At 70.3% G+C, this 23,611-nt stretch carries 22 protein-coding genes; 12 read left to right on the top strand and 10 right to left on the bottom strand.

What is annotated here, in order from left to right:
* Window positions 1–129 precede the first annotated feature (129 nt).
* From pyrH to BC793_RS07820, 5 genes are all read left to right on the top strand, one after another.
* A complete protein-coding gene (gene pyrH, locus BC793_RS07840; protein ID WP_239169707.1) occupies window positions 130–840 on the top strand; it encodes a UMP kinase in 711 nt (236 codons plus the stop codon).
* A 61-nt stretch (window positions 841–901) separates the two neighbouring features.
* Window positions 902–1,459, top strand: a complete 558-nt coding sequence (gene frr, locus BC793_RS07835) for a ribosome recycling factor (RefSeq protein WP_109590767.1) — start codon at window positions 902–904, stop codon at window positions 1,457–1,459.
* A 232-nt stretch (window positions 1,460–1,691) separates the two neighbouring features.
* Window positions 1,692–2,720 (top strand): phosphatidate cytidylyltransferase, encoded by a 1,029-nt coding sequence (locus tag BC793_RS07830; RefSeq protein ID WP_109590765.1) that lies wholly within the window; start codon window positions 1,692–1,694, stop codon window positions 2,718–2,720.
* A 43-nt stretch (window positions 2,721–2,763) separates the two neighbouring features.
* A complete protein-coding gene (gene rlmN / locus BC793_RS07825; protein ID WP_109590763.1) occupies window positions 2,764–3,957 on the top strand; it encodes a dual-specificity RNA methyltransferase RlmN in 1,194 nt (397 codons plus the stop codon).
* 37 nt (window positions 3,958–3,994) lie between these two features.
* Window positions 3,995–5,269 carry a DivIVA domain-containing protein gene (locus tag BC793_RS07820; RefSeq protein ID WP_109590761.1) on the top strand — a complete coding sequence of 425 codons (1,275 nt, stop codon included), beginning with the start codon at window positions 3,995–3,997 and terminating at the stop codon, window positions 5,267–5,269.
* Between the two features lie 80 nt (window positions 5,270–5,349).
* Here the strand turns inward: BC793_RS07820 and BC793_RS07815 are convergent, their stop codons facing one another.
* Window positions 5,350–5,589: a DUF2631 domain-containing protein gene (locus BC793_RS07815; protein WP_109590759.1), complete on the bottom strand. Its 240-nt coding sequence runs from the start codon at window positions 5,587–5,589 to the stop codon at window positions 5,350–5,352.
* Between the two features lie 143 nt (window positions 5,590–5,732).
* Here BC793_RS07815 and BC793_RS07810 point away from each other — a divergent pair, with 143 nt between their 5' ends.
* Entirely contained in the window at window positions 5,733–7,283 is a 1,551-nt protein-coding gene (locus BC793_RS07810) for a Rieske 2Fe-2S domain-containing protein (RefSeq protein ID WP_109590757.1), read from the top strand.
* Here BC793_RS07810 and BC793_RS07805 read toward each other — a convergent pair.
* Both BC793_RS07805 and BC793_RS07800 read right to left on the bottom strand, forming a co-directional pair.
* Complete coding sequence (locus BC793_RS07805; RefSeq protein ID WP_109590755.1) at window positions 7,280–8,833, bottom strand: phytoene desaturase family protein; 1,554 nt, start codon at window positions 8,831–8,833, stop codon at window positions 7,280–7,282. The two genes, BC793_RS07810 and BC793_RS07805, sit on opposite strands and share 4 nt — an antisense overlap.
* Window positions 8,834–8,844: 11 nt before the next feature.
* The gene (locus BC793_RS07800; protein WP_109591455.1) at window positions 8,845–9,648 is read right to left on the bottom strand and encodes a YhjD/YihY/BrkB family envelope integrity protein; all 804 of its coding nucleotides are present in this window, start codon (window positions 9,646–9,648) and stop codon (window positions 8,845–8,847) included.
* Window positions 9,649–9,722: 74 nt separating this feature from the next.
* Between BC793_RS07800 and BC793_RS07795 the strand changes: the two genes are divergently transcribed.
* The 4 genes from BC793_RS07795 (at window position 9,723) to ispG (ending at window position 13,982) form a co-directional block, all read left to right on the top strand.
* Entirely contained in the window at window positions 9,723–10,205 is a 483-nt protein-coding gene (locus BC793_RS07795; RefSeq protein WP_109590753.1) for a YcxB family protein, read from the top strand.
* 81 nt (window positions 10,206–10,286) lie between these two features.
* Entirely contained in the window at window positions 10,287–11,495 is a 1,209-nt protein-coding gene (dxr, locus tag BC793_RS07790; protein WP_109590751.1) for a 1-deoxy-D-xylulose-5-phosphate reductoisomerase, read from the top strand.
* On the top strand, window positions 11,495–12,754 hold the full coding sequence (locus tag BC793_RS07785) for a M50 family metallopeptidase (RefSeq protein WP_109590749.1): 1,260 nt from the start codon (window positions 11,495–11,497) through the stop codon (window positions 12,752–12,754). Before dxr ends, BC793_RS07785 begins: the two co-directional genes overlap by 1 nt.
* Window positions 12,755–12,809: 55 nt before the next feature.
* The gene (gene ispG / locus BC793_RS07780) at window positions 12,810–13,982 is read left to right on the top strand and encodes a flavodoxin-dependent (E)-4-hydroxy-3-methylbut-2-enyl-diphosphate synthase (RefSeq protein WP_109590747.1); all 1,173 of its coding nucleotides are present in this window, start codon (window positions 12,810–12,812) and stop codon (window positions 13,980–13,982) included.
* A gap of 116 nt (window positions 13,983–14,098) precedes the next feature.
* Here the strand turns inward: ispG and BC793_RS07775 are convergent, their stop codons facing one another.
* Complete coding sequence (locus tag BC793_RS07775) at window positions 14,099–14,938, bottom strand: GNAT family N-acetyltransferase (RefSeq protein ID WP_109590745.1); 840 nt, start codon at window positions 14,936–14,938, stop codon at window positions 14,099–14,101.
* A 123-nt stretch (window positions 14,939–15,061) separates the two neighbouring features.
* Between BC793_RS07775 and BC793_RS07770 the strand changes: the two genes are divergently transcribed.
* Both BC793_RS07770 and BC793_RS07765 read left to right on the top strand, forming a co-directional pair.
* Entirely contained in the window at window positions 15,062–15,670 is a 609-nt protein-coding gene (locus BC793_RS07770; protein ID WP_109590743.1) for a PadR family transcriptional regulator, read from the top strand.
* Window positions 15,671–15,870: 200 nt separating this feature from the next.
* Entirely contained in the window at window positions 15,871–17,853 is a 1,983-nt protein-coding gene (locus BC793_RS07765; RefSeq protein WP_109590741.1) for a PAS domain S-box protein, read from the top strand.
* 152 nt (window positions 17,854–18,005) lie between these two features.
* Here BC793_RS07765 and BC793_RS07760 read toward each other — a convergent pair whose 3' ends face one another.
* The 6 genes from BC793_RS07760 to BC793_RS07735 form a co-directional block, all read right to left on the bottom strand.
* Window positions 18,006–18,995, bottom strand: coding sequence for an LLM class F420-dependent oxidoreductase (locus BC793_RS07760; protein ID WP_239169702.1), 990 nt, complete (start codon window positions 18,993–18,995; stop codon window positions 18,006–18,008).
* A 108-nt stretch (window positions 18,996–19,103) separates the two neighbouring features.
* Window positions 19,104–20,174: an ABC transporter permease gene (locus BC793_RS07755; RefSeq protein WP_109590737.1), complete on the bottom strand. Its 1,071-nt coding sequence runs from the start codon at window positions 20,172–20,174 to the stop codon at window positions 19,104–19,106.
* Window positions 20,171–21,064, bottom strand: coding sequence for an ABC transporter ATP-binding protein (locus BC793_RS07750; RefSeq protein ID WP_109590735.1), 894 nt, complete (start codon window positions 21,062–21,064; stop codon window positions 20,171–20,173). Before BC793_RS07750 ends, BC793_RS07755 begins: the two co-directional genes overlap by 4 nt.
* Window positions 21,065–21,133: 69 nt before the next feature.
* Window positions 21,134–21,778: a response regulator gene (locus BC793_RS07745; protein WP_109590733.1), complete on the bottom strand. Its 645-nt coding sequence runs from the start codon at window positions 21,776–21,778 to the stop codon at window positions 21,134–21,136.
* The gene (locus BC793_RS07740; protein WP_109590731.1) at window positions 21,775–23,019 is read right to left on the bottom strand and encodes a sensor histidine kinase; all 1,245 of its coding nucleotides are present in this window, start codon (window positions 23,017–23,019) and stop codon (window positions 21,775–21,777) included. Before BC793_RS07740 ends, BC793_RS07745 begins: the two co-directional genes overlap by 4 nt.
* A 33-nt stretch (window positions 23,020–23,052) precedes the next feature.
* Window positions 23,053–23,379, bottom strand: coding sequence for a MerR family transcriptional regulator (locus BC793_RS07735; protein WP_109590729.1), 327 nt, complete (start codon window positions 23,377–23,379; stop codon window positions 23,053–23,055).
* Between the last annotated feature and the right edge of the window lie 232 nt (window positions 23,380–23,611).

The raw sequence follows: 23,611 nt of genomic DNA, 5'->3' as shown, positions 1-23,611 counted from the left end.
CGGGTACGCGATTGAGCGCCCGGCCTCCCGGTCGCATAAGGTCTCTTGACAGATGGAGAAGGGAAGGCGGGTCTCATGACGATGCTGACCGAGCAGTCCGCCGCGGCCGACGATCAGAGCCTGCCGACCATGCGCCCACGGCGGGTCGTCCTCAAACTTTCCGGTGAGGTGTTCGGCGGCGGCGACGTCGGCGTCGAGCCCGATGTGGTGCAGTCGCTGGCCAGGCAGATCGCCACCGTCATCCGGCGCGGCATCCAGGTCGCCGTGGTGGTCGGCGGCGGTAACTTCTTCCGCGGCGCCGAGCTGCAGAAGCGCGGTATGGACCGTAACCGGGCCGACTACATGGGCATGCTGGGCACGGTGATGAACTGCCTGGCCCTCCAGGATTTCCTGGAGAAGGAGGGCATCGAGACGCGCGTGCAGACCGCCATCACGATGGCCCAGGTCGCCGAGCCGTATCTTCCGCTGCGTGCCATCCGGCACCTGGAGAAGGGCCGCGTCGTGATCTTCGGCGCCGGCGCCGGCATGCCGTATTTCTCCACCGACACGGTCACCGCCCAGCGCGCGCTGGAGATCCGTGCCGACATGGTGCTGATGAGCAAGAACGGCGTCGACGGCGTCTACACCGCCGATCCCCGGATCGACCCCACCGCCAAGAAACTGGAATCCATCACCTTCCAGGAGGTTCTCCTGCGTGGTCTGCGAGTGGCCGATCAGGCCGCCTTCAGCCTCTGCCAGGAGAACAAACTGCCGATGCTGATCTTCGGCGCGGAGGGCGACGACACCATCGTGCGTGCGTGCGCCGGTGAGCGGATCGGCACCCTGATCACCGCCGACTGAGGTCGCGTCCAAGTCCCCACATCCGGCACCACCGAAGACAGCAAGGAGGCGAGAAGAGCCGGTGATCGAGGAAACCCTCTTCGAGGCCGAGGAGAAGATGGAGAGCGCGGTCGAGCACGCCAAGGAGGAGTTCGCCGCCATTCGGACCGGCCGGGCCACCCCCGCGATGTTCTCCAAGATCCTGGTCGACTACTACGGCGCCCCCACACCGGTGACGCAGATGGCGTCCGTCGGTGTCCCGGAGCCGCGCATGGTCATCGTCAAGCCGTACGACGCGTCCCAGCTGGGGCCGATCGAGCGGGCGATCCGGGACTCCGACCTGGGGGTCAACCCCAACAACGAGGGTACGCAGCTGCGCATCCACCTCCCGCAGATGACGGAGGAGCGCCGCCGCGAAATGATCAAGGTGGCCCGCGGTAAGGCCGAGGACGGGCGCGTCGCGATCCGTAACGTGCGCCGCAAGGCCAAGGACCAGATCGACAAGCTCGTCAAGGACGGCGAGACCGGTGAGGACGATGGCCGCCGGGCGGAGAAGGAGCTCGACGACGTGACGCACCGCTACGTCGGGATCATCGACGAGCTGCTCAAGCACAAGGAAGCCGAGCTCCTCGAGGTCTGAACATCAGTGGAAGCCCGGCGTACCTCCGCAGAGGGGGCCGGGCTTCTCCTCTGTTCGGCCGACGCGGGTTCACCGGTGGTTAAATTGCCCGCCATCTCGACAGCTGTTCAGGCGTCACCTTTGCAGTACGCTCTGCACGGTTCCTGTGAGGCGTAGATTTTCGGCAGGTAGGGGTCCTGGTTTTGTCAGTGCGTTCGGCGGCGCTCCCGCCCACCACCCCGCCCGAGGTCTGATGTCCTACGTCGATCCCCGTGCCCGGCAGATCCCCGGCGACGACACGAGCGTGCCGGCGCCGTACTTCCATGAGTCAGAGGACCCGAATGCCGCAGTCCGGCGCCCCGAGGCCGTTTCCGCGTACGCCGGGACGGAGCCGATGAGCGAACCCGCGCGCGAGGAGGGTGGTCCGGGCCGTCGCCGGGCCGGCCGGGGACGCAAGCCGCAGGGCGGCGGACGGGCCGGCCGTAATCTCCCGGCGGCCATCGCGGTCGGCCTGAGTCTCGGCCTGATCGTCCTCGCCTCGCTGTTGATCCAGCCGGTGGCGCTGCTGGCCGTGCTGGTGGTGGCGTCCGGCATCGGCGCGTGGGAGATGGCCCGGGCGCTCTCCACGACGGGCGCGAACCCGCCGCTGATCCCGCTGGTCGCGGGCAGTGTGCTGATGACCGGCCTGGCGTGGTTCGAGGGAGCCGACGCCCTGGTCCTCGGGCTGATCGTGACGATCGGCGCGGCCGTCCTGTGGCGCCTCGCCGACGGTGTCGCGGCGGTGCGCCGTGACTTCACACCGAGCGTGCTGATCGCCGTGTACGGCCCGTTCCTGCTGAGCTTCGCGGCGATGCTGGTCCGGATGGACGAGAACGACGGCCCGCTCATGGTGATCTGCACCCTGGTCGCCGTGGTGCTCTCGGACACCGGGGGATATGCGGCGGGTGTGTTCCTGGGTAAGCATCCGATGGCGCCGAAGATCAGTCCCAAGAAGTCGTGGGAGGGTTTCGCCGGCTCGGTGACGGCCGCCGCGATCGGCAGCAGCGCCCTGCTGTTCTTCCTGCTGGACGTGCCGGTCCACTGGGGCCTGCTGTTCGGCGCGGTCATCTCGGTGATGGCGGTCCTCGGCGACCTGGCCGAGTCGATGCTCAAGCGGGACCTGAAGGTCAAGGACATGAGTAATCTGCTGCCCGGGCACGGCGGCCTGATGGACCGGCTGGATTCGATCCTGTTCGCCGTCCCGACCGCATACCTGCTCTTCGCGATCATCCTGCCGAGCTAGCTGTGGGCGACCTACTCGGCGGACGTGGGAGACTGGATACGCCATGACGATTCTTCCGGTCATCCCGATCAGTCCCGATCAGCCCGACATCCTGCCGTCCGGGCTGATGAAAACACGCCGTCGCCCCAGCATGCCTCCACGCCATCTCGCCGACATGGATCTCGCCGCCCGTAGGAGCGCCGTCGCGAGCCTGGGCGAGCCGGAGTTCCGGGCCAAGCAGATCTCCACCCACTACTTCGGCCGCCTGGTGCGGGATGCCGCCGAGATGACCGACCTGCCGGCCGGCTCGCGGGACAGGTTGACCGCGGATCTGCTGCCCACGCTGCTCACCCCCATCCGGGAGCAGGCGTGTGACGACGGGGCGACCCGCAAGACACTGTGGCGGCTGCACGACGGCGCGCTGGTGGAGAGCGTCCTGATGGGCTACCCCGACCGGGTGACGGCGTGTGTCTCCAGCCAGGCCGGGTGTGGCATGGCCTGCCCGTTCTGCGCGACCGGCCAGCAGGGCCTGACCCGCAACCTGTCGGTGGCCGAGATCGTGGACCAGGTCGTCTATCTGGCCGGGGTGGCCGCCTCGGGCGCGGTGACCGGTTCGCCGCCGCGGTTGTCCCGGGTGGTCTTCATGGGGATGGGCGAGCCGCTGGCCAACTATCCGCGGGTGATCGAGGCCGTGCGGCGGCTGACGTCGCCGGCTCCGGAGGGTCTCGGGCTCTCCCAGCGGCACATCACGGTGTCGACGGTGGGTTTGGTGCCCGCTATGCGCCGGTTGATCGCCGAAGGGCTCTCGGTGACTCTTGCGCTGTCACTTCATGCCCCCGATGATGATCTGCGCGATGAGCTTGTGCCTGTCAACCAGCGTTGGAAGGTGGCCGAGGTGCTCGACGCCGCGTTCGACTACGCGGCACAGACCGGCCGTCGGGTTTCCATCGAATACGCCCTGATCAGGGACGTAAACGATCAGCCCTGGCGTGCCGACCTGCTCGGCCGTCTTCTGAAAGGCAAGCTGGCCCATGTGAATCTCATCCCACTGAACCCGACGCCGGGCAGCAAGTGGGATGCGAGCCCGAAACCGGTCGAGCGCGAGTTCGTCCGCCGGTTGCAGGAGGCCGGCGTCTCGACGACGGTTCGCGATACCCGGGGGCGGGAGATCGACGGCGCGTGCGGCCAGCTGGCCGCGGGTGAGCTGACGGACGCGAGCGCAGGGGGCGCCGCAGCCGACGCGGAGGTGGCACAGTGACTGGGCGCAGGTCCCAGCGAGCGGAGTGGGAGACGTTGTGACGAGTCAGGGGCAGCGTTTCCGAAGGCGTGCGCTGCGGCGTGGCTACAAGGTCGACGAGGTCGACGCGTTCCTGGACCGGGTCGAGGCGACCCTGGCCGGTGAGCAGGTCGGTCCGCCGGTCGGTGCGCAGGAGGTGCACGACGTCGTCTTCCGGGTGCGGTTCGGCGGCTACGACGAGTGGCAGGTCGACCTGCATCTCGACCGGGTCGAGCGCCAGCTCGCCGAGTTCGAGGAGCGGGGCGGCCGTCCCGCGTCGGACCCGATGCGCGACTCGATGCGCAGCGGCCTGACGGCCGGCTCTGTCTCCGGCCCGCCGGCGATGAGCCAGAGCCAGGGCTTCGACCGCGGTGGCTTCGACCGTGGGCCCGCCGGCCCCGGCCCGCAGGTGCAGGGTTTCCCGCAGGGCCAGGGTTTCCCGCAGGGCCAGGGCATGCAGCCGCAGGGCATGCCGGGCCGCGGTGGTCCCGGTGGATTCGGTGGCCCGGGTGGCCCCGGCGCCCCGGGGATGAACCCGGCGGCCCAGATGGCGTCGCCGCCGACCGAGCGGCTGCCCGCGCCGATGCGCGACGACCGGATGATGCCGCCGCAGATGCCGCAGCGTCAGCAGCAGTTGCCGCCGGGCCCGGACCCGTACGGGCGTTACGACGAGCCGACCGGCTACGGCCAGCAGCAGCCGCAGCAGCAGCCCCCGCCGTCGCAGCTGCCGCAGCGTCCCGGCCCGCCGCCCGGTTACGACCCGAGTGGGTACGACCAGGGTGGCTACGACGGCTTCGAGGCGGGCCGGCACGGCAAGGCGGACATGACCGCCGAGATCCGGATGCCGGACCGGGATCCGCGCGGTGGCTACGGGCAGCAGATGCCGGGCGCCCCGATGCCGGGTTCGCCGATGGCCATGCCGGGTTCGCCGATGCCGGGCGCGCCGATGAGCGGCCCGCCGTACGGCGGGGGCGGCGGCGGTTACGGCCAGCCTCAGCAGCCGCAGCAGCCGCAGCTCGGCCCGCCGCTGGGTGAGCCGGGTGGCGAGTTGTACCGGGTGGACCAGTTGCGGCGGACGTTCCAGCCGCGCCGGTTCGGCAGCGGTTACGACCCGATGCAGGTGGACCGGTTGTTCGAGGGCATCCTGCAGGCGATGACGGGCCGCGGTCCGATGCCGGTGAACGAGAACGATCTCGACATGCTCCAGTTCGGCCTGGTGCCGAACGGCTACTTCGAGGCCGAGGTCGACGCCGCGCTGCGCGAGGTGAAGGACATCCTGCTGCGCCGCCGGTGAGATCAGGCATGCGAAGCCGGCGGTGAGATCAGGCATGCGAAAAAGAGGGGGCCTCGGCCCCCTCTTTTGCTGCCGGGGCCTTACTGGTCGTTGGGGCGCAGACCGCTGCGGCGCAGGACCGCGTCGCCGATGAGGACGGCGACAAGGCCGATCGCGATCACGACGAGCCACACCTTCTCGGTGTTGCCCTGCTGGTTGCCCCAGAAGTAGAGCAGCATGATCGCGGCCGAGATGATCGCGCCCTTCTGAGCCCGCTTGCGGTTGCCGGGCTTCAGCTGGTCGGGCGCGTAGACCTCCTCGTGGTGTTCTTCCGCAGCCACGGTGGCGACCTCCTAGTCGATGGTGGATCTGAAACAGTCTGTCACGGGGTCGACGGGCGAACCGCAGCAACCCGGCTGTACTTTCGAGGCGGTCAAGAACCGCAGAGGCGGTTGTGCAAGCCGTAAGCAGAGGAGCGATCAAAGTGCGGATCACGGGCACCGGCCATGCGAGCATGCGGATCGACACCGCTGCCGGCAGCATTCTGTGCGATCCGTGGGTGAATCCGGCGTATTTCGCCTCGTGGTTCCCGTTCCCGGACAACTCCCTCCTCGACTGGGAGACGCTCGGCGACGTCGACTACCTGTACGTCTCCCACCTGCACCGGGACCACTTCGACGCGGAGCACCTGAAGAGGTTCATCAACAAGAAGGCGACCGTCCTGCTGCCGGAGTATCCGACGAGCCAGCTGGAGGACGAGCTGCGGGCGCTGGGTTTCACCAGTTTCCTGCGGACGAAGTCGGACGAGGTGCACGAGCTCGACGGCGGCCTGAAGGTGATGATCCAGGCGCTGATCAGCCCGACCGACGGCCCGATCGGCGACTCGTCGCTCTGGGTGGAGTATGACGGGATCCGCGTCCTGAACCAGAACGACGCCCGTCCCGCGGACCTGACCCGGTTCAACGAGCTGGGCCATGTGCACGCCCACATGCTGCAGTTCTCCGGCGCCATCTGGTATCCGATGGTCTACGAGCTGCCGGACAACGCGAAGACCGCGTTCGGCAAGCAGAAGCGGGAGCGCCAGTTCGACCGTACGTGGCGCTACATCGACGACCTGAAGGCGGACTTCGTCTTCCCGATCGCCGGTCCGCCGTGCTTCCTCGACGACGAGCTGTGGCAGTTCAACGACATCCACGGTGACGAGGGCAACATCTTCCCCGACCAGTCGGTGTTCCTGACGGAGTATGCGAAGGTCGGCGGCACCAACGCGGTCGTCCAACTGCCCGGCAGCGTGACCGAGCTGACTGACGGCGGCACGAGGCAGACCACCACGCACCCGACGCCGGTCGACGAGTTCTTCGCCAACAAGAAGGCGCACCTGGAGGAGATGCGGGAGCGCAAGCGCCCGATCATCGAGGCGGAGAAGGCGTCCTGGCGGCACCCGGAGATCGATGTCCTCAAGGAGCTGAAGAAGCGGATCGAGCCGCTGCTCGAGGAGTCGCTCTACATGGCCAAGGGCGTCGGCGGCCCGGTCCGCTTCGACCTGGTGTCGTACGACGGCGACGAGGTCGAGTCGATCGTCGTGGACTTCCCGGGCAAGCAGGTCCGGGCGTATGCCGACGAGAAGGTCCGCTACCGGTTCCGCACCCAGCGGGAGCTGATCGAGCACCTCATCTTCATCGACGAGGGCGACTGGGTGAACTCGCTGTTCCTGTCCTGCCGCTTCTCCGCGGCCCGGATCGGGCAGTACAACGAGTTCGTGTACGCGTTCTTCAAGTGTCTGTCCGAGGAGCGCCTGCAGTACGCCGAGGGCTGGTACGACGAGCACGAGAAGTCCGTCGACGCCGAGGACATCCAGTTCGGCGACTGGACGGTCCAGAGGCGCTGTCCGCACCTGAAGGCCGACCTGTCCCGATTCGGTGTCCTCGACGGCAACGTGCTCACCTGCCAGCTGCACGGCTGGAAGTTCGACCTGCCCAGTGGCCGATGCCTGACCGGCGTCGGCCACAAGATCAGGGCCAGTAAAGAGGGTTAGACGGCGAGATCCTTGAGGATGCGGCGGGCCGCGTTGTGGCCCGCCGCGCCGATCACGCTGCCGGCCGGGTGCGCCCCGGCCGAGCCGTGGTAGAGACCGTCCAGCCCGGTGGCGTAGGGCATCCGCTTGTCGAACGCGACCGTGTTGTCGACGTGGTGGATGTGCCCGCCGGTGATCCCGAAATGCCGCTCGATCCCCGGCGGAGTGAGCGGGAACACGTCGGCGACCAGGTCCGAGGTGCCGGGCGCATACCTGTCGCAGATGGCGAGCAGCCGGTCGACGTACCCCGGAAGCTCTTCGTCCCACGACGTGCCGGCCAGCTCGAACGGCACCGACTGCACGAACAACGCCGAGGAATGGTGTCCGGCCTCGTCGCGCAGCGACGGGTCGACGGTGGTGTGCAGATACCACTCGATGGTCGGCTCGGCCGGAAGGATCCCGGCCTGCACGTCCGCCCACATGCCGCGCAGATTGGCCATCGGCGAGCCGCTGCCGGGCAGCAGGTGGATGGTCGAGCCGAACGGCGACGGCGCGCCGGGCGGCAGGCAGTCGAAGACCGGCAGGTCCCGCAGCGCGAGGTTGACTTTGAGGGTGCTGCCGGGGCGCTTGACGGCGGCCATCCGCTCGGTCAGCGCGGCGGGCAGAGCACCATCCGGGACGAGATCCATCAATTGGTACGGGTCACAGCCGCCGAGGATGACCCGGGCGTCGACCGCCCGCCCGTCCGCCAGCACGACCCCACTGGCCGCCCCGCCGTCGACGGTCACCGAGGTCACCCGGGCATCCGTGAAGATCCGTGCCCCGGCGGCGCGGGCCGCGTCGGCGAAGGTCCGCGACACGGTGCCCATGCCGCCCTCGGCGATCAGCCAGGTCCCGTCCGAACCGGGCAGCCGGCACATGTTGTGCACCAGGAAGTTGTGCCCGGTCCCCGGATCGTCGGGTCCCGCGTTGAGCCCGGACAGGCCGTCGGTGACCGCGTACATCGCGACGAGCAGCTCACTGGCGAAGCCGAACCGGCCCAGGTAGCCGGCGACCGAACCGCGTACCAGATCGAGGAAGGTGCTCTGCAGCTGCGGCCGGATGTGCCGGTCGGCGATCTCCTCGACCGGCGTCGGCTCCTCCAGCCAGGCCGGCGCGAGATCGGCGCGGATCGCGCCGATCTCCACGGCCAGCGCCTCGTCGGCGGCCGCGTCCCGGTCGCTGAGCTGCGCCCGGTTGGCCTTGCCGTCACTGCCGAACAGGAGGTACGGCGAACCGGCGCCGACCCCGGGCAGGAAGTAGTGCGGGTCGCGCCGCAGCACGGGGATGTCCACGTCGAGGGTCCGCAGCAGCTCCGGCGGCATCAGCCCGAGCAGGTAGGAGCCGGTGGACTGGCCGAGGCCGGGCACCTTGGGGAAGGGGTGTTCGGTGCGGGTGGCGCCGCCGATCACACCCGCGGCCTCGAGCACGACGACGTCGAGCCCGGCGCGGGCGAGCAGGATCGCGGAGACCAGAGCGTTGTGACCGGCCCCGATGATCACCACGTCGGCACGGTCCGGAATGGGGGTCATGGTTCGCGAGGCTATCTTGTGATCGCGCTCGGTGACCTCGTCGAATCATCCGAGAATCGCGGCCCGACGGCCCGGGTAGCCGCGAAACCGGTGAGCAGGACCACGTGGAAGAGGTAGAGCCACAGCCCGATCGCCACCACCGCCCCCACCTCGGTGAGCCCGCCGAACGGCACCCCCAGGTCCAGTGGCAACGACGTGAACAGCACGAACCCGTGCAGGAAACCGGACAGGTTCGCGGCGGTGAACGAGCCGATCAGCACGGTGGTGAGCCACGGTGGGCGCCCCGGGGCGACATAGCGGAACACCCAGATCACCACCGGGGTGAGCAGCAACCAGATCGCCAGGAACGACAGCACCACGGCCAGCACCGACCACCAGCCGCCGCGTACCCACAGGCTGCTCGTGGTCGGCAGCGCCAGCAGCAGCGACAGCAGCAGGGCCGGGGCGGCGGCCAGCAGCGGCAGCCAGAGCAGCCGGCCGCGCCAGCCGACCAGCTTCTCGCCGGGGCGCGCGATCGAGGCGAACGCCCGGCGCAGGCCCTCGCCGTACAGGGTCGCCGGCAGCAGACTGGCCAGCGCGAACATCGGCGTCAGCGCCAGCCCGGCGTCGATCAGGGCGGCGAGCGCGCCGGGCGCGCCGATCTCGTCCGGCAGCGAGGCCAGCGTCCTTCCGGTCAGCTCGCGTACGCGCTCGGCGCCCACCAGCAGCCCGGTCAGCCAGATCGCCAGCAGCGCCACCGGCACCACCGCGATGCCGCTGTAGAAGGTGATCGCCGCGGCGTGCAGCGCGACGTCCTTGCCACGCAGCGGCCGCATGAGGGCCGTGATCACCTTGTGCACGCCTGACAGGTACCCCGATCGATGCCGGGGATCACTATGATCTCGCATTCGTGGACACCGACATCGCCTTCTCGTTCTCCGCGCACCCGACCCGCGCGCAACTCGTCGTCTCGATCCGGCGGTTCATGCGGGGACAGGCCCGGTTCTTCCGGCTGGCCGGTGCGCTCCTGATCGTGTTCGGGCTGGTGTTCTCGCTGGACGACGAACTCGTCTTCCGGATCGTCACCGTACTTTTCGGGCTGGCCTGCATCCTGCTGGTGCCGGAGCTGACGGTCCGGACCGTGGTCGGCAGGATGCAGGGACTGCTCAGTCGTCCCACCGAGTACCGGATCGACGACCAGGGCGTCCGGATGACCACCGACCTGACCGAGTACTTCATCCGCTGGGCGGCCGTGGACCGGCTCGACGAGGCGCCGGGGCTGCTCATCGCCCGGACCGGGCAGAGCGGCTTCTACGCCGTCCCGACCGTCGCGCTGCCGCCGGAGACGGCCGCCGAAGTCATCGCGTTCATGCGGGCGCACGTCCGGTCCTGACGCGGGCCCGCTCTCCGGCGGCCGGCGGACCGTCGGCTTTCCCACGGGCGCACGTAGGGGCCTCCGGGGCCGTCCGCGAGAATGGGCGGTATGCGAGACCTCGTACTGCTCGGCTCCACCGGGTCCATCGGCACCCAGGCCATCGACATCGTCCGGCGCAACCCGGACCGGTTCCGGGTGGTGGCCCTCGGCGCGGGCGGCGGTAACGTCGCGCTGCTCGCCGCCCAGGCCCTCGAACTGGGCGTCGAGGTGGTCGGGGTGGCCCGCGCCTCGGTCACCCAGGACCTCCAGCTCGCCTTCTACGCCGAGGCCCAGAAACGCGGCTGGGCGACCGGCGACTTCAAACTCCCCAAGATCGTGGCCGGGCCGGATGCGATGACCGAGCTGGCCCGGTGGCCCTGTGACGTGGTCCTCAACGGTGTGGTCGGCAGTCTCGGCCTGGCCCCCACCCTGGCCGCTCTGGAGTCTGGCCGGATCCTCGCGCTGGCCAACAAGGAGTCCCTGGTCGCCGGTGGCTCGCTGGTCCGGCGGATCGCCAAGGAGGGGCAGATCGTCCCGGTCGACTCCGAGCACTCGGCGCTGGCCCAGTGCCTGCGCGGCGGCACCGCGGCCGAGGTGCGGCGGCTGGTGCTCACGGCGAGCGGCGGGGCGTTCCGCGGCCGGCGGCGCGAGGAGCTGACGAACGTCACACCCGAGGAGGCGCTCAAGCACCCGACCTGGGACATGGGGCCGGTCGTCACGATCAATTCGGCCACCATGGTGAACAAGGCGCTCGAGGTGATCGAGGCCCATGAGCTGTTCGGCGTGCCGTACGACGACATCGAGGTGATGGTGCACCCGCAGTCGGTGCTGCACTCGCTGGTCGAGTTCACCGACGGGTCGACCCTCGCCCAGGCCAGCCCGCCGGACATGCGGCTGCCGATCGCGCTCGCGCTCGCCTGGCCGGAGCGGGTGCCGTCGGCGGCCGCCGCGGTGGACTGGACGAGCGCGCACAACTGGGAGCTGCGGCCCCTGGACCACGAGGCGTTTCCCGCGGTCGAGCTGGCGAAACAGGCGGGCCGGGCGGGGCGTTGCCTGCCGGCCGTCTACAACGCCGCCAACGAGGAGTGTGTGGCCGCTTTCGTCTCCGGTCGGCTACCGTTCCTGGGCATCGTCGACACGCTGGAACAGGTGCTGGCGGCGGCCCCGGATTTCGCGGAGCCGGGTACCGTCGAAGACGTGCTTGCCGCGGAAGCATGGGCGCGTGCCCAGGCGCAGCGGACCATCGAGACTGTGGCTGAAGGAGCCTGATGCTGTTCTGGTTGGGGTGCGCAGCCTTCGCGCTGACCATTTTGATCTCGGTGAGCCTGCACGAGCTGGGACACATGGTCACCGGCAAGCGCTTCGGGATGAAGGTCACGAAGTACTTCGTCGGTTTCGGTCCGACCATCTTCTCGTTCCACCGGGGTGAGACCGAGTATGGGTTGAAGCTCATCCCGCTCGGCGGCTTCTGCAAGATCGTCGGTATGACGCCGCAGGACGACGACGTCGCCCCGGAGGACCAGCACCGCGCCATGTGGCGGTTCCCGGTCTGGAAGCGGACCGTCGTGATGGCCGCCGGCTCGATCACGCACTTCATGCTCGCGCTGGTCGGCGCCTGGGTGATGGCGTGGGCGATCGGCCTGCCGAACATGGATCTTCCGCGGACCGCCGCGGAGGAGCGGGCCGCACCCGCCATGGTCCGGGTGGCCGACTGTCTCCTGACCTCCCTGACCGACACCGCCACCGAGTGCAAGCCCGGTGTGGGCAGCGCCGCCTCCGGCCCCGCCGCCGCCGCGGGCCTCAAGACCGGTGACGTGATCACCAAGGTCGGCGCCACCCCGGTCGCCAACTACGGGCAGCTCACCGACGCCATTCGGGCGGCGCCGACCGGGCCGACCGTCTTCGAATACACGCGTGACGGTCAGACGGCCCAGGCGACCATCAGCCTGATCTCCGCCGAACGGCGCCCGATCGATGACCCGTCCGGTCCGATCACCACGGTCGCCGTGGCCGGGATCAGCCGGACCACCGACCAGCCGGCCGTCATCCACTACAACGGCCTCAGCGCGATCCCGGCCTCCGGTGAGTACAACTGGTTCCTCGTCGAGAACTCGATGCGGGCCATGGCGCGCATCCCGGAGAAGATCCCCGCCCTGTGGAACTCGATCACCGGCGACGAGCGTGACCCGGACACCCCGATCAGTGTCATCGGCGCCAGCCGGATCGGCGGCGAGGCCCTGGAGCGGGGCGTGCCCGAGGTCTTCTGGGGCGTCTTCATCTCGCTGAACGTGTTCATCGGCCTGTTCAACCTGCTGCCACTGCTCCCGGTCGACGGCGGTCACATCGCCATCGCCTGGTTCGAGGCGTTGCGCTCCCGGCTGTACCGCCTGCTCCGGCGGCCCGATCCGGGCCGGGTGGACTACTACAAGCTCATGCCGTTGACGTACGCGGTCATCCTGATCGGTGGTGCGTTCACCCTGTTGACGGCGACCGCTGACATCATCAACCCCATTACCATCTTCCCGTGAGTTCCGTGCGAGCTCACCTCATCCACGCGACACGGAAGGCCGGGAGCAACCCCCAATGACCGCGATCAGTCTCGGAATGCCTGCGGTACCCCCACCGCCCCTGGCTCCGCGCCGGCAGAGCCGCCAGATCAACGTCGGGGGTGTGCTGGTCGGTGGCGGCGCCCCGGTCAGCGTCCAGTCGATGACGACCACCCTCACCTCGGACGTCAACTCGACCCTTCAGCAGATCGCCGAGCTGACCGCGTCCGGCTGCCAGATCGTCCGGGTCGCCGTCCCGTCCCAGGACGACGTCGAGGCGCTGCCCGCGATCGCCAAGAAGTCGCAGCTCCCGGTGATCGCCGACATCCACTTCCAGCCGAAGTACGTGTTCGCCGCGATCGACGCCGGCTGTGCCGCGGTCCGGGTCAACCCGGGCAACATCCGCCAGTTCGACGACAAGGTGAAGGAGATCGCCAGGGCGGCCTCCGACGCCGGCATCCCGATCCGGATCGGCGTCAACGCCGGCTCGCTCGACAAGCGGCTGCTGGAGAAGTACGGCAAGGCCACCGCCGAGGCGCTCGTCGAGTCGGCGCTCTGGGAGTGCTCGCTCTTCGAGGAGCACGGCTTCCGCGACATCAAGATCTCGGTCAAGCACAACGACCCGGTCGTGATGATCCGGGCGTACCGGCAGCTCGCCCAGCAGTGCGACTACCCGCTGCACCTCGGGGTGACCGAGGCCGGGCCGGCGTTCCAGGGCACGATCAAGAGCGCGGTGGCGTTCGGTGCGCTGCTCGCCGAGGGCATCGGGGACACCATCCGGGTGTCGCTGTCCGCCCCGCCGGTCGAGGAGATCAAGGTCGGCAACCAGATCCTGGAGTCGCTGGGCCTGCGCGAGCGCGGCCTGGAGATCGTCTCCTGCCCGTCCTGTGGTCGCGCCCAGGTCGACGTCTACACCCTCGCCGAGCAGGTCACCGCGGCCCTCGAGGGTTTCCCGGTGCCGCTGCGGGTGGCCGTCATGGGCTGCGTCGTCAACGGGCCCGGCGAGGCCCGTGAGGCCGACCTCGGGGTGGCCTCCGGTAACGGCAAGGGCCAGATCTTCGTCAAGGGCAAGGTCATCAAGACGGTGCCCGAGTCGATCATCGTGGAGACGCTGGTGGAGGAGGCACTCCGCCTCGCCGACGAGATGGGCGCCGAACTCCCCGACGAACTGCGCGAGCTGCTCCCCGGCCCGACCGTAACCGTGCACTGAAGCGACGAAGGGCCCCGCGAGGGGCCCTTCGCCCGTTTCCACAGACGTCCGTTCCGGAGAATCCCGTTCCCGCGGAGGTCCGCCCCCGACGAGATCCGACTCCGGTGTCGTCCGGCTCAGAAGAGCACGGTGGCGAAGCTGCCGGCCGAGGTGAAGCCGCAGTTGGCGTACACGCGTCGGGCCGAGGTGTTGTAGTCGTTGACGTAGAGGCTGACGCTGGGAGCCACCCGGCGTAGGGCGTCGGCCACGACGGCAGCCATCGCGGCGGTGCCCAGACCCCGGCCCCGGTAGTCGGGGTGCACCCAGACGCCCTGGACCTGTGTGGTCCGCCGGGTGACGATCGCCAGTTCGGCCTTGAAGACCACCAGGTCGCCGTCGAACCGGGCGTACGCACGTTTCGCCTTCACCAGCTCGGCGATCCGCCGCCGGTAGCCGCGCCCACCGTCGTCCTGCATCGGCGAGACGCCGACCTCCTCGGTGTACATCGCCACCGCGGCCGGGAACAGCAGATCGACCTCGCCGGAGCGGACCAGCCGGACCGCCGGGTCCGGGCGGACGGCCGGGTCCCGGTCGGTCACCAGCAGCGGCTGGTGCGGTCGCACGTCGCGGGCCGGCCCCCAGTTGCCACCGAGCCGCGCCCACAGGTCCAGCACCGCCTCGGAGCGGCCGATGATCGACGAGCAGATCCGCGGCTCGGCGCCGAGCAGATCGGCGAACGCGGCGGTCGCGGGCGGGGTCGCGCCGACCGGCACCAGGTGTGCGCCGGACCAGATGATCGACTCGATCTGGCGACGCGGCTCGTAGCCGTAGATCCGCCCGTCGGAGCGCCACCAGTTGAGCCCGTGAGTGGCCACACGCTCCGCGATCTGGGCACCCGCGTAGGGATCGGCGTCGAGAATCCGCTCGACGGCCGCACGCTCGGGCTCACCGAGCTGGCGAATGGGCACCGTCAACACAGGTACCACATTGCCAGATAGGGGCCCGTCGACACGTGTCGCAACCCCGCGAACCCAGAAACCCTTGTCGCCGACACTTTGCCGACATATCGTCTAACTATCGACGACAGTACGGAGAAGATCATGAGGCACATGCACGGAGAGCACGGACACGGCGGACACGGGTGGGTCGGCGAGTTCCGCCGGCGCGGGTTCGGGTTCCCGCCCGGATTTCCCTTCGGCCCCGGCGGCCCGGGCGGACCCGGTTTCCCGCCGCCGGAGTTCGGCCGCCCCGGCGGCCGGCGAGGTGGTCGCGGCGGCCGGCAGAATGTTCGGCCGGCGATCCTCGCGCTACTGGTGGAGCGGCCGATGCACGGCTACGAGATGATCCAGGAGCTCGACGCCCGCACCGGCGGCGTCTGGCGGCCCAGCCCCGGGTCGGTCTACCCGACCCTGCAGCTGCTCGAGGACGAGGGCCTCATCGAGGTCACCGCCGAGGGCGGCCGCAAGAGCTACCGGCTCACCGAGGACGGCCGGCCCGAGGCCGAGACCGCCGCACAGAACCCGCCGTGGTCCCAGATCGGCGCCGACACCATGTCCCAGGTGCAGGACTTCCGCGACGCGGCGGTCGGCATCATGGGCGCCCTCAAGCAGGTCGGATTCAGCGGCACCCCGGAGCAGCGCCAGAAGGCGCTGGAGGTGCTCAACGACACGAAGCGCAAGCTCTACGCCATCCTCGCCGAAAGCGAGTGATCCGGCCGGCCGGCTGGAGCGGAGCCCACGACCGCCCAACGGGGACGCGCCCGCAGGACAGGCGCATCCCCGTTGGGCACAGGCCTTGCGCACCGCAGCTTGCCCGGCGCTGACCTGTGCAAACCCCGCACCGGGGGACCCATTGCCACCTACTCTCGGTGGTGCTGGCAGAGCAGGCGGCGAAGGGACGAGGTGCCGGGGTGAGCGAGCCCTCCGACGCCGTGGTGATCGGGCTGCTGGAGGCCGCACCCGACGCGATCATCGCCGTCGACCGGGATGGGCGCATCGCCGTCGTCAATGCGCAGACCGTCCGGATGTTCGGGTATGAGCGCGCCGAAATCCTCGGGAAGTCCATCGACCTCCTGGTCCCGGAACGGTTCCGCAACCGTCATCCGGGGCATCGCATGGCGTACCTCCGTGATCTTCGTCCCCGCCCGATGGGCGCCGGTGTCCCGCTGGCCGCCCGGCGCCGGGACGGCAGCGAGTTCCCCGCCGAGATCTCCCTCTCCGCCCTCGCGGGCGGCGGCATGATCGTCGCCGCGGTGCGTGACGTCAGCGACCGGGTCCGCCGCGAGGCGAAGTTCCAGGGCCTGCTGGAGGCCGCGCCGGACGCCATCGTCGGGGTCGCGGCCGACGGCCGGATCACCCTGGTCAACGCGCAGGCCGAGCGACTGTTCGGATATCAGCGCAGCGAGCTGTTCGGCCAGCCCATCGAAACCCTCGTCCCCGAGTCGGCGCGGGCCCGCCACCCGAATCTGCGGCACCGCTACTTCGCCGATCCCCGGCCCCGTCCGATGGGTTCCGGCACCGCCCTGCGCGCCCGTCGCCGTGACGGCACCGAGTTCCCAGCCGAGATCAGCCTCTCCGCCCTGGAGACCGAGGACGGGCTGATCGTCTCCGCCGCCATCCGCGACGTCAGCGAGCGCATCGAGGCCCAGGCCGAACGTCAGCGCCTGGAAGCCGAACGGGAACGACTCGCCGCGGCCGCCGAACGGGAACGACTCGAAGCCCAGCTCCAGCAGGCCCAGCGACTGGAGAGCCTGGGACAGCTGGCCGGCGGCGTCGCCCACGACTTCAACAACCTGCTCGCCGTGATGCTCAACTACGCCAGCTTCGTCGCCGAGCAGATCCAGGAGGCCGCCGACGCCGATCCCGAGAGTGCCTGGCCACAGGCCTCCTGCGATCTGCAGCAGGTGCTGCGTGCCGGGCGCCGGGCGACCGAGCTCACCCACCAGCTGCTCGCGTTCGGGCGCCGCGAGGTGGTCCGGCCCCGTGTCCTCGACCTCAACGTGGTGATCCGCGAGGTGGAGCAACTGCTGCTGCGTACCCTCGGTGAGCACATCCAGCTGCACGCCGACCTGGAACCGCGGCTGTGGCCGGTCCTCGCCGACCCCGGCCAGATCGAGCAGGTGCTGGTCAACCTGGCCGTCAACGCCCGCGACGCGATGCCGGGCGGCGGCACCCTCACCGTCCACACCGGCAACCGGGACCTCGCCGCCGAGGAGGCCGCCCGGATGCGGCCACCCGTCCCGCCCGGCCGGTACGTGCGCCTACGGGTCGCCGACACCGGCACCGGTATCCCGCCCGACGTGCTGGAACGCGTCTTCGAACCGTTCTTCACCACGAAGGCGCCCGGCGAGGGCACCGGACTCGGCCTGGCCACCGTCTACGGCATCATCACCCAGGCCGGCGGCTATGCCGGTGTGCAGTCCGCGGTCGGTGCCGGCACCGTCGTCACCGCGCTGTTCCCGGTGACCCAGGAGCTACCGGCCACGATCCCCGCGTCGGCCGGCCCCGCTCAACCGCAGCGCGGTGGTGAGACGATCCTGGTCGTCGAGGACGAGGAGGCCCTGCGCGCCGTCACCGAGCGCATCCTGACCCGCCACGGCTACCACGTCCTCAGTGCGGGTGGCGGCCCGGCGGCCCTCGAGATCGTCCAGGACACGACCCGGCACCTCGATCTGCTGCTCACCGATGTGGTGATGCCGCACATGCATGGCCGGGAACTGGCCGAACACGTCCGCGGGGCCCGGCCGGGTCTTCCCGTCGTCTACATGTCCGGTTACGCCCAGCCGTTCATCACCGGCGAGGGAACCCTCGAACCCAACACCATCCTGATCACCAAGCCCTTCACCCAGGCCGAACTGCTCGAACGGCTGCGCGAGGCCCTCGATCGCGCCTGACTCAGATCTTCGCGGCTGGTCGTGACCGCTGTCTCGACGGGCCTGAGGCAGCGCTCACGACCAGCCGGAACCTCGGCCGCCGGCGACCGGGCAACCTCGGTGGCCAGGCCGGCGCACGGCCCGGGCCGGATGGCGGTCAGGACGGATGATCGTCAGGAGGGCTTGCGGCCGAGGGCGGCGATCAGGTCGAGCAGGGCCGGCAGGCCGCCGCGCTCCAGCTCGGGAGTCGGGGTCAGCGCCATGATCGGGACGGTCACGCCGGCGTCCGCGTACGCCTGGACCCGGGCCCGGCACTCGGCGGGGGAGCCGTGCACGATCAGCTCGTCGACGAGTGAGTCCGGGATCGCGGCGAGGGCGGCCTTGCGGTCGCCGGACTGCCACGCCTGCCACATCGGGGTGAGCAGTTCCTCCCGGCCGAGCCACCGGTGGAAGGCCGCATAGGCCGGAACCGTCAGATAGGCGGTGATCAGGCGGCGGCCGACGGTACGGGCGAACCCGGCGTCCTCGGTGGGGACCATGAAGATCCGGGTGGCCACCGCGAAGCCCGCCGTCGCCTCCTTGGTCTCGGCCAGGGCGGTGGCCACATCGGAGGCGGACAGCCAGTTGAGGATCACACCGTCCGCCTCGGCGGCGGCCAGGCGCAGCATGCCCGGGCGGAGCGCGGCGAGCAGGATCTGCGGCGGGGTGGCGGGCGGGCGCTCCAGCCGGAACCGGCGCACCGAGAACGTGTCGAAGTCGCCGTCGACCAGCTCGCCGGCCAGGGCCGACCGCACGAACCGGAGGACGTCACGGCTGCGCGCGAACGGCCGGTCGAACTCCACCGCGTTCCAGTCGCCGACGACGACCGGGGAGGACGCGCCGATGCCGAGCTGGAACCGGCCGGGTGCCGCCTCGGCGAGGGCGGCGGCGGTCATCGCCAGCAGCGCTGGCCCGCGGGTGAAGGCCGGGGCGATCGCGGTGCCCAGGCGCAGCCGCGGCTCCCAGGCGGCGGCCAGCGTCAGCGGGGTGAACCCGTCGGCGCCGGCGACCTCGGCCGACCAGGCGTCGGTGAACCCCGCATCGGCCAGCGCCGAGTAGACAACGGCGTGCTCGGAGAGCGGAACGCCACCGAACGGCACGGTCATGCCCCATCGCATCGACATGCCCCCGATCCTGCCGGGCGGATCGGCGTGATGTCCAACACTTCGCCGGAGGTGCGGGATATCCCACGGTCCTCGGCGGAGGGCCGGCCCACGCCGATCCGCACCGGATCAGCCGGCGGCCGTCGTACGGGTCCGCCAGGCGGTCGCGAACGAGGTCTTGCCGTTGGTCCGCAGCAGCGAGCCGTGGTAGATCCGGGCACCGATCACGAGCATGCCCGCCGCGCTCGCGGCCAGCACACCCAGCGCCACGAACGGCTCCCAGGCGGCCGCCCCGTTCTCGAAGATCCGGATCGGCATGGCCATCGGCGAGGAGAGCGGGAAGTAGGAGAGAGCGGTCAGCGCGGCGGCGTTGTCACGCAGGAAGATCACCGCGAAGAACGGGATGAGCACCGCCATCTGCACCGTTCCGGAGGTGCTCCCCAGGTCCTCCTGCCGGGCGGCCAGCGCGCCGACCGCCGCCCACAGCGTGGCCAGCATGACGAACCCGAGGATGAAGAACGGCAGGAACCAGCCGAGAGCCGGCCGGAGGGCACTGATCACCCCGGAGTCGAGGTCGGCCACCGTGGTCCCGATCAGCGCGATGACCGACAACAGGGCGATCTGGGCGAACGCGAGCGCCGTCATCGCCGCGATCTTGCCGGCCAGCAGCGCTTTCGCCGGGATCGTGGCGACCAGGATCTCGACGATCCGGGTCTGCTTCTCCTCCACCACGCTCTGCGCGATCTGCAGTCCGAAGAGCAGTGACGTGATGTAGCAGAGCATGGCCAGGGCCAACGGTACGAAGATCGCGATGGCCTCGTCGAACGCGGGCGGGTCGAGCAGCTCGACCGGCGGGACGGTGCTCAGGATGTCGAGCAGCTCGCTCGGCGCGTCCTCCATGGCCACCACCTTGGGGCCGGGCAGCACCACGGCCTCCACCTCGCCGTCGCGCAGCAGCTGTTCCGCGGCGGCCGGGTCGGTGACCTCGCGGACGTCCAGGGCGGCCGCCCGCAGGGTCGGGGCGAGGGCGGCGTCGACCACCGCCACCTTCGTCGGGCCGCTGCTGAGCATGGCCGGGATCGCGATCGATCCGATCAGGACGACCAGGAACGACACGGTGCTGAAGATGAACGCCTTGTCCCGGAGCTTGGCGCGGATCTCGCGGCCGAAGACGAGCCGGGCGGCCTGGAACGTGGTCACTGGATAACCTCTCGGAAGATCTCGGCGAGCGACGGGCGGACCGGGCCGAAGGCGCGGACCGGGCCACGGCCCAGCGCGGATCGCAGCACCGCCTGCTCGTCGGCCCCGGCGGTCATGTCGAAGACGGCCTGTGCACCGTCGAGTTCGAGCAGCGTCACACCGGGCTCGTCGCGAATCCAGCCGGCGTCACCGTCCACCTCGATCCGGTAGCGGGGCAGCGCGTGCTGCTCGCGCAGCGCGATCCGGGACCCGGCGGCGCGAACCGTCCCGTCCGCGATGATCACCAGGTCGTCGCAGAGGCGCTCGACCAGCTCCAGCTGGTGGCTGGAGAAGAGGACGGCGGCGCCGGCGCGGGCCCGCTCCCGGAGCACCGCCAGCACGGTCTCCACCGCGATCGGGTCGAGGCCGGAGAACGGCTCGTCGAGCACCAGCAGCTCCGGGTCGTGCACCAGGGCGGCGGCGATCTGGGCCCGCTGCTGATTGCCCAGGGACAGCTTCTCCACCGGGTCACCGGCGCGCTCGGCCAGCTCCAGTCGCTCCAGCAGGGCGGTGGTACGCCGTTTGGCGTCGGCGGCGGAGAGCCCGTGCAGCCGGCCCAGGTAGACGACCTGCTCGCCGACGGTCATCTTCGGGTAGAGCCCGCGCTCCTCCGGCATGTAGCCGAACAGCTGCCGGTCGTTCCGGCTGATCGGGGCGCCGCGCCAGGTCACCGTGCCGGTGTCGGCGGCGAGCACCCCCAGGATGATGCGCATGGTGGTGGTCTTGCCGGCACCGTTGGCGCCGACGAAGCCGGTGAGCCGGCCGGGCTCCACCGAGAACGACACGTCCTTGAGGACCTGTCGCTCCCCGAAGGACCGGTTCACGGCCTCCACGTTCAGGACGGTTGTCATGACCAGAACGCTAGATCATCATCGATGCGGTGTCGTCCGGCGCGGGGACGTCATCCTCCGGAAGGACCCTCAGCCTCCGGGACGGACCACGCCCAGCTCGTACGCCAGCACCACGGCCTGGGTGCGGTCGCGGGCGCCGATCTTCATGAGCACCCGGCTGACGTGCGTCTTCACCGTCGTCTCGCCGAGTCGCAGGGTGGTCGCGATCTCCGCGTTGGTGGCCCCGCCGGCGAGCAGGACCAGCACCTCGTGTTCGCGTGGGGTGAGCTGGTCCAGGCGTACACCGGTGGTGCCCGGTGTGGTGAAGGTGGCGATGACGCGCCGCGTGACGGCCGGGGCGAGCAGCGCCTCACCGGCGGCCACCACCCGTACCGCCTCGGTCAGGGCCTCCGGTGTGCCGTTCTTGAGCAGGAAACCGCTGGCGCCCGCGCGCAACGCCGCGAACAGGTAGTCGTCACGGTCGAAGGTGGTCAGGATCAGCACCGACGGGCCGCCGGCGGCGCTGATCCGCCGGGTCGCCTCGAGGCCGTCCACACCGGGCATCTCGACGTCCATCAGCACCACGTCGGGCCGCAGCCGCAGCGCCATCTCGACCGCCTGACCGCCGTCGGGGGCCTCGCCGACGACGGTGATGTCGTCCTCCATCTCGAGGATGACCCGGAATCCGGTACGCACCAGCTGATGGTCGTCGGCGAGGAGCACGGTGACGCTCATCGGGCCACTCCCGCCTGGTACGGGAACCGCGCCCGCACCCGGTAGCCGCCGTCCGGGTGCGGCCCGTTCTCCAGGGCGCCGTCGTGCACCGCCACCCGCTCCCGCATGCCGACCAGGCCCATGCCGCCGGCCGACGGTGGCCCGCCGCGGCCGTCGTCGGTGACGTCGAGTTCGAGTTCGCCGCTGAGATACCGGACCCGGACGTCGAGGACCCGTGCGTGGGCGTGTTTGAGGGTGTTGGTCACCGCCTCCTGGACGATCCGGTAGGCGGCCTGGGACAGCGACTCGGGCAGCGGTACGGGATCACCGTAGACGGCGTACCGGACGGTCAGCCCGGCCTCGCGGGCCCGGTCGGTGATCTCCCCGAGCCGGTCGATGCCGGCGTTCGGTACCACGTTCTCCGGGGCTCCGGCCGAGGTGGCGCGGAGCGCTCCGAGCATGCGGCGCAGCTCGTCGACGGCGGTGCGGGCGCCCTCCTCGACGGCGGTGAGGGCGGTCCGGGCCCGGGCCGGGTCCTTGTCGAGGGCGCGGCGGCAGGCGGAGGCCTGGATGCCCATCACCGACACGTGGTGGGCGACGACATCGTGCAGCTCCCGGGCGATCCGGACACGTTCGCCGAGGACGGCCTGTTCGGCGGCGACCTCCTGGGTGGCCCGCAGTTGGGCGGCCTGCTCCTCGAGGGCGTGGGTGCTCCGGACGTGCTGCCATGCGGCGTCGCCCATCAGGTAGCCGAAGGCGAAGAACGCCGCGTTGACCACGAACCAGTTGAACGCGACGGAGGCCCGCTCGGCGGGGCCGCCGATTTCGCCGGCGAAGAAGATGAAGACGACGGCGAGCCAGGCGAAGATGGCACCGATGATGCCGAGCCGCAGGACCCGGGCCCGGTCGCGGTCACGGCCCCAGGCGCCGAGGGCGTAGATCGCCGCGAACAGGACACCGATGGTGACCTGCTGCTCCTGCGAGCCGCGGGCCTGGCCCCCGATGAAGGCGGCGCCGATCACGACGGCCACCACGTCGGGGTACGCCCGGCGCAGGGTCAGGGGCAGCGTGATGGCCAGCACCCAGCAGATCTGCTCGGGCAGGGAGGCACTCTCCGCGGACGCCAGCATCCCGACGTGGCGGGCGAGGAAGAGGTTGACCAGGGCGACCGCACTGACGGTCAGCCCGATCCACACGTCGGTGCGCCGCTGCGCCGCGGTCGGCCCGGGCCGCACCCAGTCGTCGAGGTTCACCGATGGCATGGGCAGACCATGCCATGGATCGGCGGGTACGGTTCAGTCGCGCCGGGTCTGTGTGGGGATGCTCGCGTCCTGCTCGGGTGTGATGGTGCCGCCGAGCTCGCGGACGCGGCGGTGGGCGGCTTCGAGACGGTCCTCGAGCGTGACGATCCGGCAGGCGGCGGCGAGCAGGAAACCCTGGTCGAGCAGCACCCGGACGCGGGCGGCGAGATCGAGTTGGTGACGGGAGTAGCGGCGGTGGCCGCCGGCCGAGCGTTCCGGCTCGATCAGCCCGGCCTCGTCGAGACTGCGGAGGAAGGCCTGCGTCACACCGAGCGTCTCGGCGGCGCGGCCCGTGCTGAACACCGGACTGTCACGGTCCATGGTGTCTATCCAGCCACAGACCAGGGCCCCGGCGGGTAACCGGGGCCCTGGCTTTTCAATTCTGGTGCCGGACTCTGCCGGCGCATGTGGTCGACCGGCTGCGTGCCGCTAGCAGTCGACCGGAGTGATGGGCATCGGCTGCGATCACCTCTTGTCGGGCCGGGGACGTCGTGATTACGCGTTGCTGCGGTATCTCGTCCTCCTTCTCCAACTCAGCGACTGTGCCAGTTGC

It is taken from the genome of Actinoplanes xinjiangensis, assembly GCF_003148685.1.
GTDB lineage: Bacteria > Actinomycetota > Actinomycetes > Mycobacteriales > Micromonosporaceae > Actinoplanes > Actinoplanes xinjiangensis.
This window is presented reverse-complemented; position numbering and strand designations above follow the sequence as displayed.

Bases quoted from the DNA above. Each gene is read 5' to 3' on its own strand.
- pyrH (WP_239169707.1), top strand. From the start codon at position 130: ATGCGCCCACGGCGGGTCGTCCTCAAACTTTCCGGTGAGGTGTTCGGC.
- BC793_RS07830 (WP_109590765.1), top strand. From the start codon at position 1,692: ATGTCCTACGTCGATCCCCGTGCCCGGCAGATCCCCGGCGACGACACG.
- rlmN (WP_109590763.1), top strand. From the start codon at position 2,764: ATGACGATTCTTCCGGTCATCCCGATCAGTCCCGATCAGCCCGACATC.
- BC793_RS07805 (WP_109590755.1), bottom strand. From the start codon at position 8,833: ATGACCCCCATTCCGGACCGTGCCGACGTGGTGATCATCGGGGCCGGT.
- BC793_RS07800 (WP_109591455.1), bottom strand. From the start codon at position 9,648: ATGCGGCCGCTGCGTGGCAAGGACGTCGCGCTGCACGCCGCGGCGATC.
- dxr (WP_109590751.1), top strand. From the start codon at position 10,287: ATGGGCGGTATGCGAGACCTCGTACTGCTCGGCTCCACCGGGTCCATC.
- BC793_RS07785 (WP_109590749.1), top strand. From the start codon at position 11,495: ATGCTGTTCTGGTTGGGGTGCGCAGCCTTCGCGCTGACCATTTTGATC.
- ispG (WP_109590747.1), top strand. From the start codon at position 12,810: ATGACCGCGATCAGTCTCGGAATGCCTGCGGTACCCCCACCGCCCCTG.
- BC793_RS07770 (WP_109590743.1), top strand. From the start codon at position 15,062: ATGAGGCACATGCACGGAGAGCACGGACACGGCGGACACGGGTGGGTC.
- BC793_RS07760 (WP_239169702.1), bottom strand. From the start codon at position 18,995: ATGTCGATGCGATGGGGCATGACCGTGCCGTTCGGTGGCGTTCCGCTC.
- BC793_RS07750 (WP_109590735.1), bottom strand. From the start codon at position 21,064: ATGACAACCGTCCTGAACGTGGAGGCCGTGAACCGGTCCTTCGGGGAG.
- BC793_RS07745 (WP_109590733.1), bottom strand. From the start codon at position 21,778: ATGAGCGTCACCGTGCTCCTCGCCGACGACCATCAGCTGGTGCGTACC.
- BC793_RS07740 (WP_109590731.1), bottom strand. From the start codon at position 23,019: ATGCCATCGGTGAACCTCGACGACTGGGTGCGGCCCGGGCCGACCGCG.
- BC793_RS07735 (WP_109590729.1), bottom strand. From the start codon at position 23,379: ATGGACCGTGACAGTCCGGTGTTCAGCACGGGCCGCGCCGCCGAGACG.